This is a genomic window from Microbulbifer maximicatervae (SeqCode), from assembly GCF_052467825.1.
The window spans coordinates 3,136,852-3,152,718 of sequence record NZ_CP174327.1 but is presented as its reverse complement, the minus strand read 5'-3'; the positions used below and the strand labels follow the sequence as shown (position 1 = coordinate 3,152,718).

Annotated in this window: 14 protein-coding genes and 2 tRNA genes; 7 read left to right on the top strand and 9 right to left on the bottom strand. The window is 47.1% G+C overall.

The features are described from left to right. The first annotated feature begins 65 nt into the window (after positions 1-65). The 6 genes from ACJJII_RS14105 to ACJJII_RS14080 all read left to right on the top strand — a co-directional run bounded on the left by ACJJII_RS14105 (position 66) and on the right by ACJJII_RS14080 (position 4,969). Positions 66-683, top strand: coding sequence for a LysE family translocator (locus tag ACJJII_RS14105; protein ID WP_444916630.1), 618 nt, complete (start codon positions 66-68; stop codon positions 681-683). A gap of 121 nt (positions 684-804) precedes the next feature. Beyond that, entirely contained in the window at positions 805-2,613 is a 1,809-nt protein-coding gene (locus tag ACJJII_RS14100) for a hypothetical protein (RefSeq protein WP_444916629.1), read from the top strand. A 29-nt stretch (positions 2,614-2,642) separates the two neighbouring features. Beyond that, positions 2,643-2,942 (top strand): hypothetical protein, encoded by a 300-nt coding sequence (locus tag ACJJII_RS14095; RefSeq protein ID WP_444916628.1) that lies wholly within the window; start codon positions 2,643-2,645, stop codon positions 2,940-2,942. A gap of 34 nt (positions 2,943-2,976) precedes the next feature. Continuing rightward, complete coding sequence (locus ACJJII_RS14090; protein ID WP_444916627.1) at positions 2,977-3,606, top strand: HAD-IA family hydrolase; 630 nt, start codon at positions 2,977-2,979, stop codon at positions 3,604-3,606. A 277-nt stretch (positions 3,607-3,883) separates the two neighbouring features. Further along, complete coding sequence (locus ACJJII_RS14085; RefSeq protein ID WP_444916626.1) at positions 3,884-4,399, top strand: hypothetical protein; 516 nt, start codon at positions 3,884-3,886, stop codon at positions 4,397-4,399. 318 nt (positions 4,400-4,717) lie between these two features. Beyond that, positions 4,718-4,969, top strand: a complete 252-nt coding sequence (locus tag ACJJII_RS14080; protein WP_444896630.1) for a hypothetical protein — start codon at positions 4,718-4,720, stop codon at positions 4,967-4,969. 128 nt (positions 4,970-5,097) lie between these two features. Here ACJJII_RS14080 and ACJJII_RS14075 read toward each other — a convergent pair. Both ACJJII_RS14075 and ACJJII_RS14070 read right to left on the bottom strand, forming a co-directional pair. Beyond that, positions 5,098-5,185: transfer RNA gene (locus ACJJII_RS14075), tRNA-Ser, on the bottom strand. Positions 5,186-6,070: 885 nt separating this feature from the next. After that, a tRNA-Ser gene (locus ACJJII_RS14070) sits at positions 6,071-6,158 on the bottom strand. 888 nt (positions 6,159-7,046) lie between these two features. On the opposite strand from ACJJII_RS14070, the gene ACJJII_RS14065 reads away from it, so the two are divergent. Then, positions 7,047-8,444, top strand: a complete 1,398-nt coding sequence (locus ACJJII_RS14065) for an adenylate/guanylate cyclase domain-containing protein (protein ID WP_282933535.1) — start codon at positions 7,047-7,049, stop codon at positions 8,442-8,444. Between the two features lie 29 nt (positions 8,445-8,473). Here the strand turns inward: ACJJII_RS14065 and cyoD are convergent, their stop codons facing one another. From cyoD to queF, 7 genes are all read right to left on the bottom strand, one after another. Then, the gene (gene cyoD, locus ACJJII_RS14060) at positions 8,474-8,794 is read right to left on the bottom strand and encodes a cytochrome o ubiquinol oxidase subunit IV (protein ID WP_444912603.1); all 321 of its coding nucleotides are present in this window, start codon (positions 8,792-8,794) and stop codon (positions 8,474-8,476) included. Next, on the bottom strand, positions 8,787-9,413 hold the full coding sequence (locus ACJJII_RS14055; RefSeq protein ID WP_444894403.1) for a cytochrome c oxidase subunit 3: 627 nt from the start codon (positions 9,411-9,413) through the stop codon (positions 8,787-8,789). The genes cyoD and ACJJII_RS14055 overlap by 8 nt, the downstream gene beginning before the upstream one ends. Continuing rightward, on the bottom strand, positions 9,414-11,489 hold the full coding sequence (locus ACJJII_RS14050) for a cbb3-type cytochrome c oxidase subunit I (protein ID WP_413665088.1): 2,076 nt from the start codon (positions 11,487-11,489) through the stop codon (positions 9,414-9,416). Continuing rightward, positions 11,486-12,451, bottom strand: coding sequence for a cytochrome c oxidase subunit II (locus tag ACJJII_RS14045; RefSeq protein WP_282933539.1), 966 nt, complete (start codon positions 12,449-12,451; stop codon positions 11,486-11,488). The genes ACJJII_RS14050 and ACJJII_RS14045 overlap by 4 nt, the downstream gene beginning before the upstream one ends. 255 nt (positions 12,452-12,706) lie before the next feature. Further along, a complete protein-coding gene (locus ACJJII_RS14040) occupies positions 12,707-13,288 on the bottom strand; it encodes a hypothetical protein (RefSeq protein WP_282933540.1) in 582 nt (193 codons plus the stop codon). Positions 13,289-13,322: 34 nt separating this feature from the next. Next, complete coding sequence (locus ACJJII_RS14035) at positions 13,323-14,855, bottom strand: DcaP family trimeric outer membrane transporter (protein WP_444916625.1); 1,533 nt, start codon at positions 14,853-14,855, stop codon at positions 13,323-13,325. A 179-nt stretch (positions 14,856-15,034) separates the two neighbouring features. Further along, on the bottom strand, positions 15,035-15,865 hold the full coding sequence (gene queF / locus ACJJII_RS14030; RefSeq protein ID WP_444916624.1) for an NADPH-dependent 7-cyano-7-deazaguanine reductase QueF: 831 nt from the start codon (positions 15,863-15,865) through the stop codon (positions 15,035-15,037). Positions 15,866-15,867 lie beyond the last annotated feature (2 nt).

Here is a 15,867-nt window from a genome sequence, read left to right as displayed (position 1 = left end):
CATTCAAAAGGGTTATCCCTAAATCCAGCATTTAAATCTATAATTTCATGTCAGGACTTGTCCTTATGATAAGCATTGAGTTTTTGATTACCTCTTTTATCGTTGTGTTGATACCGGGAACGGGAGTTCTATATACAGTTGCAGCGGGGCTATTCAAGGGTAAAAGGGCAAGTGTTTCTGCAGCGTTAGGTTGTACGCTAGGCATCATCCCCTCTATCCTTGCTTGCATCATGGGGCTGTCCGTAATCATTCATACCAGTGCATTAGCATTCCAGTTTGTAAAATATGCAGGAGTCGCGTACTTATTGTACTTAGCTTGGTCAATGCTTAAATCTAGCAGCTCCCTGACTCTGGAGGAAAGTCAAAAGAAACAGAGCTTAACCTCAATTGCTTTCAAGGGATTTATGATTAATATCTTGAACCCAAAGCTAACCATCTTCTTCCTGGCATTCTTACCCCAGTTTATTCCCTCTCAAATACAGAACCCCGTAGATAGTATGCTGATTCTTGGACTTGCCTTCATGGCTATAACCTTTCTGGTTTTCATTGTTTATGGCTTACTAGCAACAGTCATTCGAAATTATGTTATTCACTCAGAAAAAATTAGCATTATCATCCAACGAGTCTTTGCTGGCAGCTTCGCAGTTTTAGGACTCAAACTCGCCTTTACGAGCAGGGAGTGAGCCCCTCATTAGCAAAAACAGTAAAGCGATTACTAGTGTTAGGTGTAATGTTACTTCAGGCATACCCTATTCAAGCTTCCCCCTAAGAATCTCAATCGTAAAAGCATAAGCACAAACAAGCATGAAAATTTTTTTGACCCTTTCGGTACTCGGATTTTTCTTGACCCAATCACCTGTAGTAGCCGCTTCAAAGGCAGACCTTATGACCAACAGCGCTATTGGTCAAATGCCCTCCCGGTCCTTTCCCTCTAGCGGGTCCGAATATTGGATAGAGCGAGAACAAGCAGTAAGTTTCGCAAAAACCGATGACTGGGAAAAAGCTATTCCCCTGCTCGAAAAACTAACCGCCCAATATAAAGATGATGGAGACACTTGGTTTTTACTCGGGCATGGATACATCAAGACGAACCAATGCAACAAAGCAATTCCTGCGCTTGAACGAACGCTAGAGCTAGGGACAATCATGTCGGGGATAAGATCAGCTTCATCCCCCTCTAACGATATAATGATCAAAATTGCACAATGCCATTCCAAAATGGAAGAGAAAGACCAAGCGCTAGGCTGGATTCAAAAAGCACTCGATTTCAGATGGGATGACCGAAAGAGCCTCATTGGTAGTAGTGATTTTCAACACATATCTCAAGACGACATGTATAAGGAGCTTTCTGGGGAAAGCCAGCTGGAAAATTTATCGAGAGATGAACGCTGGATGACAGATTTAAACTTCCTAGCTGATGAAATATTACGCCTACATGTTAACCCCTACCATCACTCATCAAAGGAAGATCTAGCATTACACATAAACGAAATTAAAACAGAAATCCCCCACTTAACCGACCAACAAATCGTATTTAGAATGATGGCGCTACTTGCCAGCTTAGGGAATGGACACAACTTTATTGTCCCAACCCACTCTAGGAATGGCTCATTCAGCAAGTTACCAATCCAGCTCTATTGGTTTAATGATGGGATATTCATTGTAGGTGCCGATACCGAATATAAGCATCTTGTAGGGAAAAAACTCCTTTCTGTAGCCAACCAGCCGATAGATGCAGTAATGAAAAAGATTGCCACTGTAAATGCCCGCGATAACGAAATGCAACAATACTGGCTGGGGCCTTACTATCTGGCCTTACCGGAGGTTCTCGAGGGTTTAGGCATAGTAGAAAGTGCATCGAAGATCCCACTAACTTTGGAAGAAAAATCAGGAGCCAAAGAGCAAGTAGTTCTATCAGGAAAACCTTTCAACTTTACAGGTTTTCCAACCTTACCCGCACCTAATAATAGGGACAACTTACTTTACCTAAGGAACAAGAAAGAAAACTATTGGCTTGAATACAATTCTGACAATGATCTCCTATATCTACAATTTAATAGGGTCGCACAAGATAAGTCACACCCACTGGACGTATTCAGCAAAAAGATCACAGCATTCACCAAGGGTAGAAAAGTCAAAAATCTTGTTCTAGATTTGCGTCACAACAGCGGCGGCAATGGTTCTATTATCCCTCCCTTAACAAGATCGTTAATTCATTTTTCAGAAAATAGCGAAGAGAATAATCTATTTGTGATTATTGGACGGAATACCTTCTCCGCTGCACATTTGTTACTTGCAGACCTCGATCGCTTGACTGACATCATCATTGTCGGTGAACCAAGTGGGAGCAGACCCAACCATTTAGGTGAGGCGGGATGGTTTAAACTTCCTTACAGCGGTGTCTGGGGAATTATTTCATCTCAATATCATCAGGCCTCAAAGGCCGAAGATCATCGCATCTGGATTGCACCACATGTTCCCGTAACACTCTCATCTGAAGAGTATTTCGCAGGAGAAGACCCCGTAATAAATCATATAATTAGAATAATAAGCCACAAAAAAGAAAAAGCAGCAATACCCTCACCAGGGTCAGTTAGCACGGCAGGACTTTAGAGTTAATTATACAAAGGAGACGGATCAACATGTCTTTAACTTGGGTTATTGTAGGCTCATTTCTTCAATTATCTTTTTGCGGATTCCTTTTTATGATGGCCGCATTCGCTGGAGGTGGCGTAGCTAATAGAGGAAATTTATCAAAACTTTCATCAGTGATACTTGCGGCTTCCCTATACTTACTACCCTCAATTAGCGTACTTGCCGCCGGTATTGTTATATACCAATACAACCTCGGAGGGGACGCCTCCTCTTATTGGTGGCACTTCATGCCTATTGCAGCGGCGGCTTTATATATCATTTATATAAACTCACTATGGGAAAAATAGCGTAACATAAAAGAAATCAATAGGAGTTTCATCTGTGAGTAAATGCCTGCTTTTTGATAACGATGGCACCTTAGTTGATAGCGAACACCTCTCCAGTATTGGCTTAGCTATGATGTTCGAAAATTACGGAATAAAACTAGATGCTGATGAACTGGTCATAAGATTTCGGGGCTGGAAACTGGCAAGCATTCTATCCCTATTAGAAGAAGAGAATAATATCAAACTGAAAAGCAATTTTGTTGCAGCTTATCGCGATATAGTCACAAAACTCTTTATCAGAGAGTTAAAACCTGTTAAAGGTGTAGCAGACGCTCTTGAGGCACTTGATGGTGAGAAAGCGGTAGTATCTAGCGGCCCCCTGCAAAAAATCAAGCATGCATTAGATATATGTGGGTTATCTAAGTATTTCGGAAATAATTTATTCAGTTCATATGAAGTAGGCATATGGAAGCCTGATCCAGGCATATACCTACATGCCGCAAAAAGTATGGGCTACCATCCTGAGAACTGCTCCGTTATAGATGATGGGCCAGTGGGAGTTCAGGCTGGTATAGAAGCAGGCATGAAAACTTACTTTTTTAATCGTCTTGACGAGGAATATAATACCGTTGGCGTAGTGTCCTTTCAAGCGATGAGAGAGTTACCAAAACTAATAGGTAACTAATCCCCCAAGAACACTATACCTTTAGTTTATTAACATCATTCATTCAAGCTTATGCTACAACCGGTCATCATGGGCGGCAGAGAAAAGATGGTTCCCGACAAGCAATATCTATTTGGCTCTTTGCCCATGGGAGGTACAATTTAGCCATTAACAGTAGTGCAAAACATAGACAGAAAACCTATCATTCCATGCCTAATAGGATGTCGGTTTCACACGACACTTTCAGCACTAACCCTTGTACCCATCCTCACAAAACCTACATCTGGCTACAGTAAGAATGTTCTCAAAGTTATTTAAAAAGAGTAAACCACGAGTCTATCTGGATAAAATGATTGTCGTCTCACAGAATGAATTTAGCGAGATTGGTGCTTGGGGGGCTTTTAAGGGCGAAGATTTAGAGGCGGGCATTCGTCATAGGCTGGTAGAAATTTTCTCCCTACCACATATATCGAGTCGAATAGAACCTAAATCCAATGATTTAGCACTAGAGGTTGTAGTCTTAAAAGTAAGAGGGGGTGAGTTTGACACCGCATACTTTGGAGAATTTGGTGCAATGCCTGTATTCTGGCGGCCAAAGATTGAAGTCGCAGCTCGACTCTATTACGCCGACTCCAATAAAACACACTCCTCTTATAGGGCTCGAGAGAAAATGCCATGGAGAGAATATTTTTCAGGAGTATTCAGCCTAAGAGGGATGCTTAGATATAGGCCTGTTTTTGGAGCAAAAGAGCTAGAACCTATTCTCTATAGAGCATGTGAAAAGCTGCTTGCCAGTATGGTGAAGTCAGTATGAAATACTGTAAATTATGGCAATCCGCTACTACTTACGGACTTATTTTTTCCTGCGATAGAGATATCACAGCCCTAAGACAGGATATTAAAGTAACCAGGACTTTTGAGAGTTATCGAGAGGGTGATTTTTAAGTATAGCCAGATTTGCAGATAAGCTACTAGACTGAAGGGGCTTATCAACCCCATACCCTTTCGAACTTAATAATAATATTAAAAGACCCACTTGAACTGGCCTTGAAGTAACAATTAGGCACGGCTTGTGAAGGGTACTGCACTAAATCGTATACTTAACAATAACCTTAACTTTCTGGTGATTGTAATGCTCAAAATCAAAGAAGCCGCCGCTTTTATCCTAGTCGCGTCCCTGATGGGGTGCTCCTCAGATACTCCAGAGGATCCCAAGCCCACCACACCGGTCGGTTCAGACAAGGATGCCCACGGGTGTATAAACTCAGCCGGCTACCTTTGGTGTAGTAAAACTAAAGAATGCGAACGACCATGGGAACTTGCAGAGAAGGCTGGCTTTGCTAACACTCCCAGCAATTTTGATGAGTATTGCGGTAATAAATAGGGTCTCTGCCTAGCAGCCTCCTCCGTCTATAGGAGAAAGCAGTGACAGCTAAGGTCTTTGATACTCAAGACTAAAGAACAAAAGCTTCAGAAATAAAAAAGCCCGGCATAAGCCGGGCTTTTAGAAGATGGCGGTGAGGGAGGGATTCGAACCCTCGATGCCTTGCGACATACACACTTTCCAGGCGTGCTCCTTCGACCACTCGGACACCTCACCAAATTGTCACCCTTCGCGAGGGCTCTCCGCCTTAAAGCGGCCTCTCCTTCCAGCAAAACCCTTAAGTAAATCAATAGGATAGCTGTTATATCGTCGAGAGAGTGCGCACTTTACCCAAATGTCGAAGAAAATTCCAGTGGAATCTGGGATGAATGTGTCCTTACCTTTTTCTTGGTGCTCATGCTCAGCTACTAGCGGCTTCCCTGGGGGGCTACATAAACCATTGGAGGGCACCCTAAGTATCTTCCACACCACCGCCAAACTGCCAACTTTGTTTGGAAATAGCTTTGCGCCCGTCCTCCCTGTTAGGGTTTGTTTATTGCGTTATAGCTGATTGATACCGGCAGTGTAACTCTCACTTATATGACCGACGGCACAAACTTCCAACAAGCCACTCTAAGTGAAAGAAAAAATAGGAAGTAGAGAAGATTGTTGAATAAGAAGTTTTTACTTAGTAGCTACAAATTTTTTTTAGATAATTTGCCTCAATAAGAGCCAAAATATAAATGTGTATAAGTTTAACCCTAAAAAGTAGACGGTGGAGTTGCAGGCAAAAAGCAAGGAGAAGAGCTAACGCACAGTTTAAATTCCCTCAAAACTAACTTAGCCCACAATTTAGACAGCAGGGGTAATAGCAACAAAATTGAGGATCTATATAAAATACTACAGCAGAATGAGTAAAGAGGCCTTTGTGCACCCCCTTAAATCTAGCAGCTCATCAATTATAAACGCAGTAGTATTTGGCAAACCCTTCTAAGATGAGATCCCCCCTTAGCAAAGCCCAAAAATCCCTGGGCTGACGAGTAGAACCGCCAAAAAAGACATAGAGAAACCAATCGAAAGGCAGAAACAAAAAAGCCCGGCATAAGCCGGGCTTTTAGAAGATGGCGGTGAGGGAGGGATTCGAACCCTCGATGCCTTGCGACATACACACTTTCCAGGCGTGCTCCTTCGACCACTCGGACACCTCACCAAATTGTCACCCTTCGCGAGGGCTCTCCGCGTTGTAGCGGTCTCTCCCTTCAGCGAAATCTTCAAGGAAATCAGGAAGATAGCTGCTGTGTCGTCGAGAGAGCGCGCACTTTACCCAAATGTTCCTTGTTGTGCAAGCACTAATGCGAAAAAAGTCTCTCTGGCTGTTAAAACGGGGCATCATGAGGGAGCTCAGACTATCCGCTACAAGTCACCACGGCTATTTGCCCCCTCAAATGAGCCCCTCAGCTATCGCAGGTTTGGTGGCTAGACTCTGTGAGTCGTTTGACCCAGGCTCTATATTAGTCCGACCAGCATTAGTTTTCCGGCCGGCCCTGCCCCTTCGGTTCTCCAATATAAGGGCTGTACAACTCATGTAACCCCTTGACTCAAAGGTGAATATAAGCGCGGCTTTATATGAGGCCGGTACCCAGCCCCTTAAAGCAGCCATAGGAAAAATTGTCTTTTACTGACACTCCCCTTTTCCCTTCACCTGGTACAAGTCGCTCGGATTCCTGAGCTCAGATTGATCTAGGTTAATAATGTCGGAAAGCACCCTGTCATAATCTTTGGCCTGCTGTAGAGTCAGTGGTCGCTATCTATATAAACCTTGATATGCAAAGCCCTAAAGTACCCTCCCTGCCTAAACTGCAAATCTGCCATGAAAATTGGGAGGTTCCGAGGCTGGAGGTACGGTAATATCACTGGCAACAACAACGAGAAAAATATCACTTGCATGCACAGTTTTTTCGCATTCTGTTCCTCGGAAGAGTAAACTGCGCTGCTGGAGTCACGGCGTGGCTATATGGTGGATGGGGAAATCGGAGCCACCCTATCGCCAACGCGCAAGGTGTTCACTTTCTGCTCAAACGGACAAAGAACAACACAAATGCAGGACCAGCTTGAGGAGAGCACGGGGCGGAATGTTAACCCTCGCTACTCCACCTATTTTCGCACCCTGATTTTATTTGCCGCTGCCGGTACCCTGGCAAACGCGGTGAATTGGGATGCGCCATGGCAATCAGACAAGCTGGTTATTACCGGATCTGCTCTTTTTATCATTGCTTATACCGCTCTCGCCCAATTTATCCTCTACAAAACTGGCGATAAAAAAGCACTGAAAACCCGCCGCTGCCTCTCTTTCCTGGATACAGTACTGATCGGCATCACCATATCCCTGGCAGACTTCAGCATGCTGCCCTCGCTGCTGCTGGTTACCATGGTCCAGCTGAATGCCCTCACTGGGGGAGGCGGTGGTCGCGCTTGGTTTGAGCACAATACCGGCTTATTGGTTGGGGTCGTTATCGGGTACCTGATGCACGAGCCATCTCTGCTAGTGAGCGCTGACCTCACTATCAGCACCGTGAGCCTGATCTGTATTCTGGCCTATTTATGCGCCTATGCATTCTTTACCCACCGCCAGATTGGCCAGCTTAAGGAAGCCAATCACTCCCTGATGGTTGAGCAACGCGTTAGCAAGGTTCGCTCCTACAAGCTTTCCAAGTACTTGCCACAAAAGCTGTGGCGCTCTGTCACTACTGGGGATGAAGAAGCTCTGGTGACCCAGAGAAAGCTCCTCACCGTTTTCTTTTCTGACATCAAAGACTTCAGCCAGCTCACCGAGGAATTAGAGGCAGAGACCTTTACCCAGCTGCTCAATAATTACCTCTCTGAAATGGCACGTATAGCTGGGCAATACGGCGGCACTATCGATAAGTTTATCGGCGATGCGGTAATGGTTGTTTTTGGGGACGATGAGAGTAAAGGTCCAAAGTCAGACGCTCTGCGCTGCGTAGCTATGGCCCTGGCGATGCGTAAACGCGTACGTGAAATGAAGCAGGAATGGTATAACAAAGGTATCTCGCGCCCCCTGCAGGTTCGTATGGGTATTAATACCGGCTACTGTACTGTCGGCATTTTTGGTACCGCCAACTACCAGTCTTACACGGTGATGGGTACCCACGTTAACCTCGCTTCGCGATTGGAAGGCGCCGCCCAGCCGGGAGAAATCCTGATTAGCCACGAGACCTGGGCCATGATCAAACACACGGTAATGTGCCGGGACAAAGGGCATATCACCGTAAAAGGTATTAGTACCCCGGTGAAGGTTTACCAGGTTACTGATCTGCGTAAGAACCTGGGTGGCCAGCAGAGTTACCTGGAGGAACATGCCCCCGGATTCTCAATGCATTTAGACCTGGATAAAATCCGAAATTACGATAAGGAAAAGGTTTTACAGTCCCTACAAAAAGCAGCATCCAACCTGAAGAGCAAAGTCATTATCTAATTTTATAAAAGGTGCGTAAGCGTAAAACGCTACATAGTAGTATGCATACGCACCGCCAGGTTCCCCATAATCCAGACTGTACCTAACACAATAATCAAAAGAATTAAGCTAGAGAAAAGGATTAACGCCAGGTTATCCCTCCGGTCCCGTTGGGTCGTTACGTTCAAGAAATATTTTAATTGCACCACCAGCTGCGCAACCCCTAGTAACGCAACCAGAATCAAGACACTTTTATTCTCCCTTCCGATCGTCAGCACTGCGGCAAAAGCCGCTAGAGTGAGCACAATAGACAGGATATAACCTGTGATATACAGCCGCAGGTGTTGTGCAAAAGTCGGTTCTTTAGCCATAGACCCAGCCACCGAAATAAACCACGGAAAAAATTCCGATCCAAATCAAATCGAGGAAATGCCAGAATAATGCCAGGCGCAGAAAGCGCAGCTTTACGACATCCCCCAATCCCATAGTGAAAACCTGAACGATCAAAACGATCATCCACAGACAGCCGAAAGTGACATGGAGACCGTGCAAGGGCACTAAACCAAAAAAGGCTGACAGGTAACCACTGCGCTGTGGCACCCCGCCCTTCTCGGCCATCCCGGCAAAGTCGTACAGTTCCAATGCCAGGAAACCCATGCCCAGCAACAGGGTTATCACCACCCAAAATAGAAAGGCAGCGCGACTGCGTTCATGCTTAACAATAACTGTCGCAATACCCGCAGTGAGGCTGCTGGTTAGAAGAAGCATCGTTTGGGCGAACAAGCTGCCGAAATCAAAAAGCTCTTTCGGGCCCGGCCCTCCGGCGGTAGCGCCCACCATGGTGATATAAATCGCAAATACCACCCCAAAGAAAATCAGGTCGCTCATCATGAAGACCCAGAAGCCAAAGATCACCATATCGGGATCTCTGTGGATGGCTTCGTGGGGATTGATGCTGCCCGGGCTTTTCGGTGAAGAGACGGGATTCATTTAGATCTCCAGCTTCGCAAGGCCGACATTTCGCGGGGAATCTTCCAGGTCCCGGCTCACCGCCTCGCTCTTCTCGACCAAGGCCAACCAAGCTTCCGTATCCTTTTCTAACTGACTGGCAGGAATAATATATTCCGTTTCTTTGCGGAAGGTGGCCGCGATAACTGCAACCAAAATGGTTAATGCGGAGATCAGTGCAAGCCACCAGATGTACCAAACCAGGGCAAACATCAAAATTCCACTGACAACGCACAAAATAAATCCGAGAGGATTATTTTTAGGGAGCTCTATGTCTCGATAGACTTTAGGCCGCTTATAGGCTTCACCGTGCTCCTTAGCCTCAGTAAATGCATCCCGATCAGTAACCTTGGGTATTTCAACAAAGTTATAGGCCGGTACTGGAGCAGGAGAGTTCCACTCCAGGGACCGTCCATCCCAAGGATCACCCACAGGAACCTGGGTTTTCTTTCGGTCCCTGATACTTACGATAAATTGAATAACCAGCGAAATTAAGGCCGCCAGAACAATCATTGCGCCGATAAAAGCAACGATCATGTACGGCTTGAATGTGAGATCGGCATAGCTGAATGATCGTCTTGGCATCCCCAATAAGCCGGCGCCATATAGCGGGAAGAATGTCACCATAAATCCTGCAAACCAGAGATAGGCTGAGCGTTTGCCCCACTTATCATTAAGGCGGAAACCAAATGCTTTGGGGAACCAGTAGTTGTACCCCGCCAAAATTCCAAACAGCACGCCGGGAATCAAAACATTGTGGAAATGCGCCACCAGGAACAGTGTATTGTGCACTTGGAAATCGACAGTGGGGTTAGCCAGGATAACGCCGGACAGACCACCAATCACGAACAGGATTAAAAAGCCGATGGCATAAACCATTGGAGTGGTAAAACGTATTCGACCGCGATACATGGTCGCCATCCAGTCGTATACTTTCACCCCGGTCGGCACCGCGATCAGCATAGTCGCTATACCAAATGCAATATTGATCGTCGGACTCTGTCCCATGGTGAAAAAGTGATGTAACCACACAGTAAAGGACAGGATCGCAATACACATGGTGGCAATCACCAGGGATTTATAACCGTACAGGGTTTTGGCCGAATAGGTGGAAAAGACCTCGGAAAAAATACCATAGGCTGGCAACACCAATAGATAGACCTCAGGGTGACCAAAGAGCCAAAACAAATTGGCATAGTTCATCATATTTCCACCGAGGTCATTGGTGAAGAAGTGGAAATCCAGGTAGCGATCCAAGCCCAACATCAGTGCGGCAACGCTGAGAGGCGGCATTGCGAAAATCATTAGAATGGAGGCGCAGAGTACGGTCCAACAAAACAGTGGCATACGGAATAGGTGCATTCCTGGACCACGGCATTTATACACGGTGACGGTGAAATTAATTCCCGTTAATGTGGTCCCCGCCCCAGAAAATACGATCGCCCATATCCAGTAGTCAGGCCCAACCCCGGGACTAAAATCCGCCCCCGTATAAGGCGGATAAGCCGACCAACCCCCAGTAGAAAACTGCCCCACCACCAGAGAGACCATCAACAAAATACCAGAGGAAACTGTCACCGCCAGGCTGATTTGATTAAGTACCGGGAAGGCCACATCACGGGCACCAATTTGCAGCGGCATAGCGAAATTAATAAGGCCCACCAAAAACGGAACTGCCACAAAAAACACCATTATGGTGCCGTGTGTACTGAACAACTGGGCAAAGTGATCTGCATAGAGGAAGCCTTCCGGTGCGGCGGCTTGCTGAGCACGCATTACCATCCCCTCCAGCAACCCTCGAACCAACATCACGATCGCAAAAGCGATATACATAATGCCGATTCTTTTGTGATCAGTGCTGGTCAACCAATCCCGCCAGAGTGTTCCCCAGACTTTAAACCAGGTCAATAAAAACAGGATTCCCACTGTAGCCAGTATTACTATCGAGCCCGCCACACTGGCAACGGCCTCACTGACTGAGGGCCGCTCAAGAAACCCGCTAAATACCAGAGAATCCCAATTGAGCTTACCCAGCCAACCGTAATCCAAATTGTTCATGGCTGCGCTCCCTCGGCATCATCCTCGCCCCGGCCGAATTTTCGGGTGCCGGGCTGCTCTTCTATGCTCAGCGGTTTACCGGAGTGATAACGCATTACTATTTCGTGAAAAAGGTCTGTGCCCGGCAAGTTAAAATACAGTGTATTTTCTGGCATCTTGCTATTTCCCAAGACTTTGTATGCTTGTTTTTTGGTATTTCGCTGTGCCAGGCGGTTATAATTTTCTGGACTCAGGACAATCCCACCCGTCCGTACTTGCTTTACCCAGGCTTCAAAGTCCTCATCAGTCACAACCTTGACTGCAAAATTCTGGTCGACAAAACCATTGCCGGTATATTGGGTATTCTCCCCTCTGGTGTCGCCGGTTTTTGTACCGATAAAATTGAGCTTTGTCGTCATACCCGGCATCACATAAATCTGCCCAGCCAGTGCAGAAATAAAGAACGACTGCATTACCGTGTCGCTGGTCAATATCATTGAGACTGGAGTGTGTACTGGTACAACCAATTCACCGACTGTTGCAATATCCAGCTCCGGATAGATAAATAACCACTTCCAGTCGAGCCCCACCACCTGCACTTTTACCGGGGGTACAACGCCCTGTATTTCCTTATAGGGATCGAGCCGCGCCGTTGCACGCCAGAGCATCACTGACAGCACAATTATGACCAGGAATGGCACACCCCACATAATTACTTCGAGCGGGCCATAGGTTTCCCATTTTGGCGCATAGAATCCGTGACCTTTTTTTCTTCGGTATTTAAAGAGGATTACTGGCACCAAGATAAATACCGGGAGAACAGCGACCATGGTGAGTGCCATAGCCCAAAAGAAGTGTACTTTCTGCTCCTCTGCCACTGGTCCCAACGGCATCAGAAAAGTTTCAGAAGCACTGGCTGAATAGGGGATTAATAAAATTGAGAGAAAAACTGGCAGAATAAATAATAATCGTGGAGCGTGCACTTCAACACATCTCCAGTAACTTAGATATGCACGCAAAAAAACCACAGGGGCTTTTAGATTCCAATCCATGGTAAAGCCTACCGCCAAAAGTAGTTAGCCGGCATCTATTCCAGCTAACGCTTTGAATTCCCTTTCGAACCATTGAACGCGCACTCTTTAATAGGCCCATCAACGGTTTGTCTCACCAGAATAGCTGAATACAACAGTTCTATTGCCCTGGAGAAAGGTTCGATAAAAATCACGATAAATTAGCGGCTATAAAACGCCATTGCCAGACATAGTGCGAATCATCACCTCTACAAACTCGCGTAAATCTCTCTCATTGGGATGGCGCAGCTCCTCCCCTGAATACTTGTATAAAAAAGTATCCGACTGAACCGACCAATAAACTTCGTCACTAGGCGCCGAATATAGACGTGTCTCCACAACAGCAACCTGGGAGTTGCGGATATTCGGGTTGATCCGTTTTAATGCCAACAATTGGGTAACCAATAAAGTGTCAAATCCTCTCTCCCGGAGTAAGGGTGCAATCTCCCCCATTGAGGGAACACCAGTTATTGCCCCGAGAGCACTCCAGGAATGCGCATCAATACCCGTATCCTGCAGCTGCATGACCCACTCCCTTTCTACCTGCCCACCGACTATTGGCCTCGGTACCAGGGTATATGCGAGTACCAGGGTTTTTCCTAAGCTTTGAATACCAATATATGGGGACTGCCATACCCGCGTAACCACGGTACTGGCTGAAGTCCATCCGAGCAGAAGGGAAATCACTGAAAGGCTGCATAACAACCGAATAACCCGTGCTTGAAATACCTTCTCTCGTTTGACTCGCATATACCTGAACACCTCGTTTAAACACTTTACTTTCTTAAAATGTCATTCGGGTCGTAAATTGTGTCCGCACCAAAGACCCCCTATCTCCATCTTTGTCTTTGCGAGCGCCGTAGAGCACCTCGATTCCAGTCAACCAACGGGGAAAGGGTAACCAGACAATATTGATACTGCGGTATTGGGTTGCTTTGTAGGCCTCACCGGGTTGGAAGTCCAGATTATCCTGCCTTACCCTGCCGTAGGTCGCTACGGTATACAGGCAAGGAGTCCACCAGTGCTGGTACCCCAGATACCAGGCTGTAGTATTTAGTGCCTCTACCGAGTTATCAAAAAAATCATAAGCTGCATCTGGTGGCGCGTCATTAAGTAGACCGCTATATCCCGCACCGAGGGACAAAGAGTAATAAAGAACATCCTTGGAAAGTACGCCGGGCATATTGAAAGTGCCGCTTAAATTTAATCCCCAGCCGGTAGTTGATACGGCTGAATCCGGATCGCCACTCGCACGCAAATCCCTTAATACCAAACCCGCTTGTACCTGGGACCTAGGCAAGTCCGACTCCAGCGCAAATACCGCATCGGGCCAGCGGGCAACCTCGGTTGCATCCTCGAATATTTGTGAATCCGGCGCTTCAATAGCCACCTTAAAGTAATACTGTGACCCGTACCTCTTAATCCATCGGACCATTGAATGGCGCAAACCAAATGCCGAATTAGGCCCCTGGAAATCCAGGGTATTGGGGACCGCTTCCAAGTTCGCGAATGTTGACCACTGCTGCCCCACAAGAATACTGCCCCCCCAAAGCGCATTACTCACTTCTCCATAAGCTTTGCGCATGCGGGGGTTGGGAGTGGTAACACTGGAGTCCTGCAGGAAGTCCATCGAAATCAGGGTTTTAAATTCACGTCCCTCCCAGTGCTGCAGGGTCTCAAATACCAACCTGGAGGTCTGCACGGTAAATTCCGTCTGCCCGTCCGCTCCCTCTGCAGCCGTTTTGTCGAAAGTCACAATATCGGCAGGTACAAATTGTGCAGGGCTGATAATCGCGTCGGTATCATAATTGACATCCAAGTCCGCAAAGCCACTGATCTTCGCCTTCATAGTGTTTCCCAACAAGGGAATGGAGCCAGGCCACTCCGTTGTCGCATTGGCAATCACATCTTCGATGTCACTGGGGTCAGGTACCGCCTGATCAGACTGGGCCCGCGGCGGAGGCAGCGAACCAGGTGGAACTTCCTGGCGTATTTCCTCAATCTGTCGCTGTAAATCATTCATGTCCTCCTTGCTCACCGGTGCTTCGACAGGCTGTACAGGAGTTACTTCCAGAGACGGTCGGGATGGTGGTGCCCGTTGCATTTGCTCAATTTGCCGACGCAGGGCTTCGAGGTCTGCCTGTTGTTTCTGAATCTGGGCCTGCTGCTCTTCCAGCTGCTGTTGCTGGGCCTCAATCACCCGTATCAGATCATCAGCTTTAACATAAACTTCTGCAGTGGAGGATTGGGAAAAAAGAAGTGGGGCAAAACCGATTACTACGGCAGGAATTACTGGGGACTGCGTATTAATCTCCATCTGTCAGCCTCAACTCCACCTCCTGTGGGGCGGCCAACACAACTGCACTGTCGGTTTCCCCGGCCTATCTGGAAAGCGTAGCTTAAGAGACCGCAGCGCCAACCCAGATCGGCCTTAGGCAAAGAGTGATATTGAAGGGCCGTACCACCGGGGACTCCGGTGGCACTTAAGAAAGGAAATTATTGACGGGCAAAACGCGGAGGCATACGTTTCTCAATGCGAGTCGATCTCAGCGGATTAATATCCAAGCCGCCACGACGGGTATAGCGGGCACATACAGTTAACTCGGTAAATTCCGCCAGCTGTTGCAAGTCGCAAAAGATACTCTCGACACAGTGCTCGTGAAAATCCTGATGTTCGCGGAAAGAGACAATATAAGCCAACAGTGCCTCTCGCTTTAGTGCCGGTCCTTTATAGTCCACAACCACTGTCGCCCAATCTGGTTGTCCCGTTACCGGACAATTACTGCGCAGCAAGTGGCTATAAAGAACCTCACTCACATCTTCCTCACCGCCTTCGAGGGCGAGGAGTGCGGGGTCCGGTTCGTAATTATTCACTTCTATATCGAGATGATCCAGGCAGTAGCCCTCTGGCTTCTCAACTGCCAGCGCTGCATCTTCCACATCCATCAGGGTAACGCCGACATTTGCCCCCGCCGCTGCAGAGAGGTCCCGCACCAGTGCATCCTGTACCAATCTCCAGGATTCAAACTTGCTTTGGTTGAAAGAGTTTAAATACAACTTGAAGGATTTTGACTCCACCATGCAGGGGCTTTCCGCAGGAAAACTAAAACGAGCCACCGCCACCTGTGGTTTACCCCTGGGGTTCAGCCAGGAAAGCTCAAAACCCCACCATTCATCCTCTCCAAAGAAAGGCATTGCGCCGGCAGAGAGTCCCAACTGGGCTCGGGATAATGAGCGTTGAATTGGATGGAGCAACTCGGGGTTGTAAGTGGATTCATAGGTGGTCTCCTGCCCCAGGGGGAGGTTTTGCCAGTCTTCTCTTGTCATAA

Coding starts and splice junctions, on each gene's coding strand:
- ACJJII_RS14095 (WP_444916628.1), top strand. CDS start 2,643: ATGTCTTTAACTTGGGTTATTGTAGGCTCATTTCTTCAATTATCTTTT.
- ACJJII_RS14065 (WP_282933535.1), top strand. CDS start 7,047: ATGCAGGACCAGCTTGAGGAGAGCACGGGGCGGAATGTTAACCCTCGC.
- cyoD (WP_444912603.1), bottom strand. CDS start 8,794: ATGGCTAAAGAACCGACTTTTGCACAACACCTGCGGCTGTATATCACA.
- ACJJII_RS14035 (WP_444916625.1), bottom strand. CDS start 14,855: ATGGAGATTAATACGCAGTCCCCAGTAATTCCTGCCGTAGTAATCGGT.
- ACJJII_RS14100 (WP_444916629.1), top strand. CDS start 805: ATGAAAATTTTTTTGACCCTTTCGGTACTCGGATTTTTCTTGACCCAA.
- ACJJII_RS14055 (WP_444894403.1), bottom strand. CDS start 9,413: ATGAATCCCGTCTCTTCACCGAAAAGCCCGGGCAGCATCAATCCCCAC.
- ACJJII_RS14040 (WP_282933540.1), bottom strand. CDS start 13,288: ATGCGAGTCAAACGAGAGAAGGTATTTCAAGCACGGGTTATTCGGTTG.
- ACJJII_RS14050 (WP_413665088.1), bottom strand. CDS start 11,489: ATGAACAATTTGGATTACGGTTGGCTGGGTAAGCTCAATTGGGATTCT.
- ACJJII_RS14080 (WP_444896630.1), top strand. CDS start 4,718: ATGCTCAAAATCAAAGAAGCCGCCGCTTTTATCCTAGTCGCGTCCCTG.
- queF (WP_444916624.1), bottom strand. CDS start 15,865: ATGACAAGAGAAGACTGGCAAAACCTCCCCCTGGGGCAGGAGACCACC.
- ACJJII_RS14085 (WP_444916626.1), top strand. CDS start 3,884: ATGTTCTCAAAGTTATTTAAAAAGAGTAAACCACGAGTCTATCTGGAT.
- ACJJII_RS14105 (WP_444916630.1), top strand. CDS start 66: ATGATAAGCATTGAGTTTTTGATTACCTCTTTTATCGTTGTGTTGATA.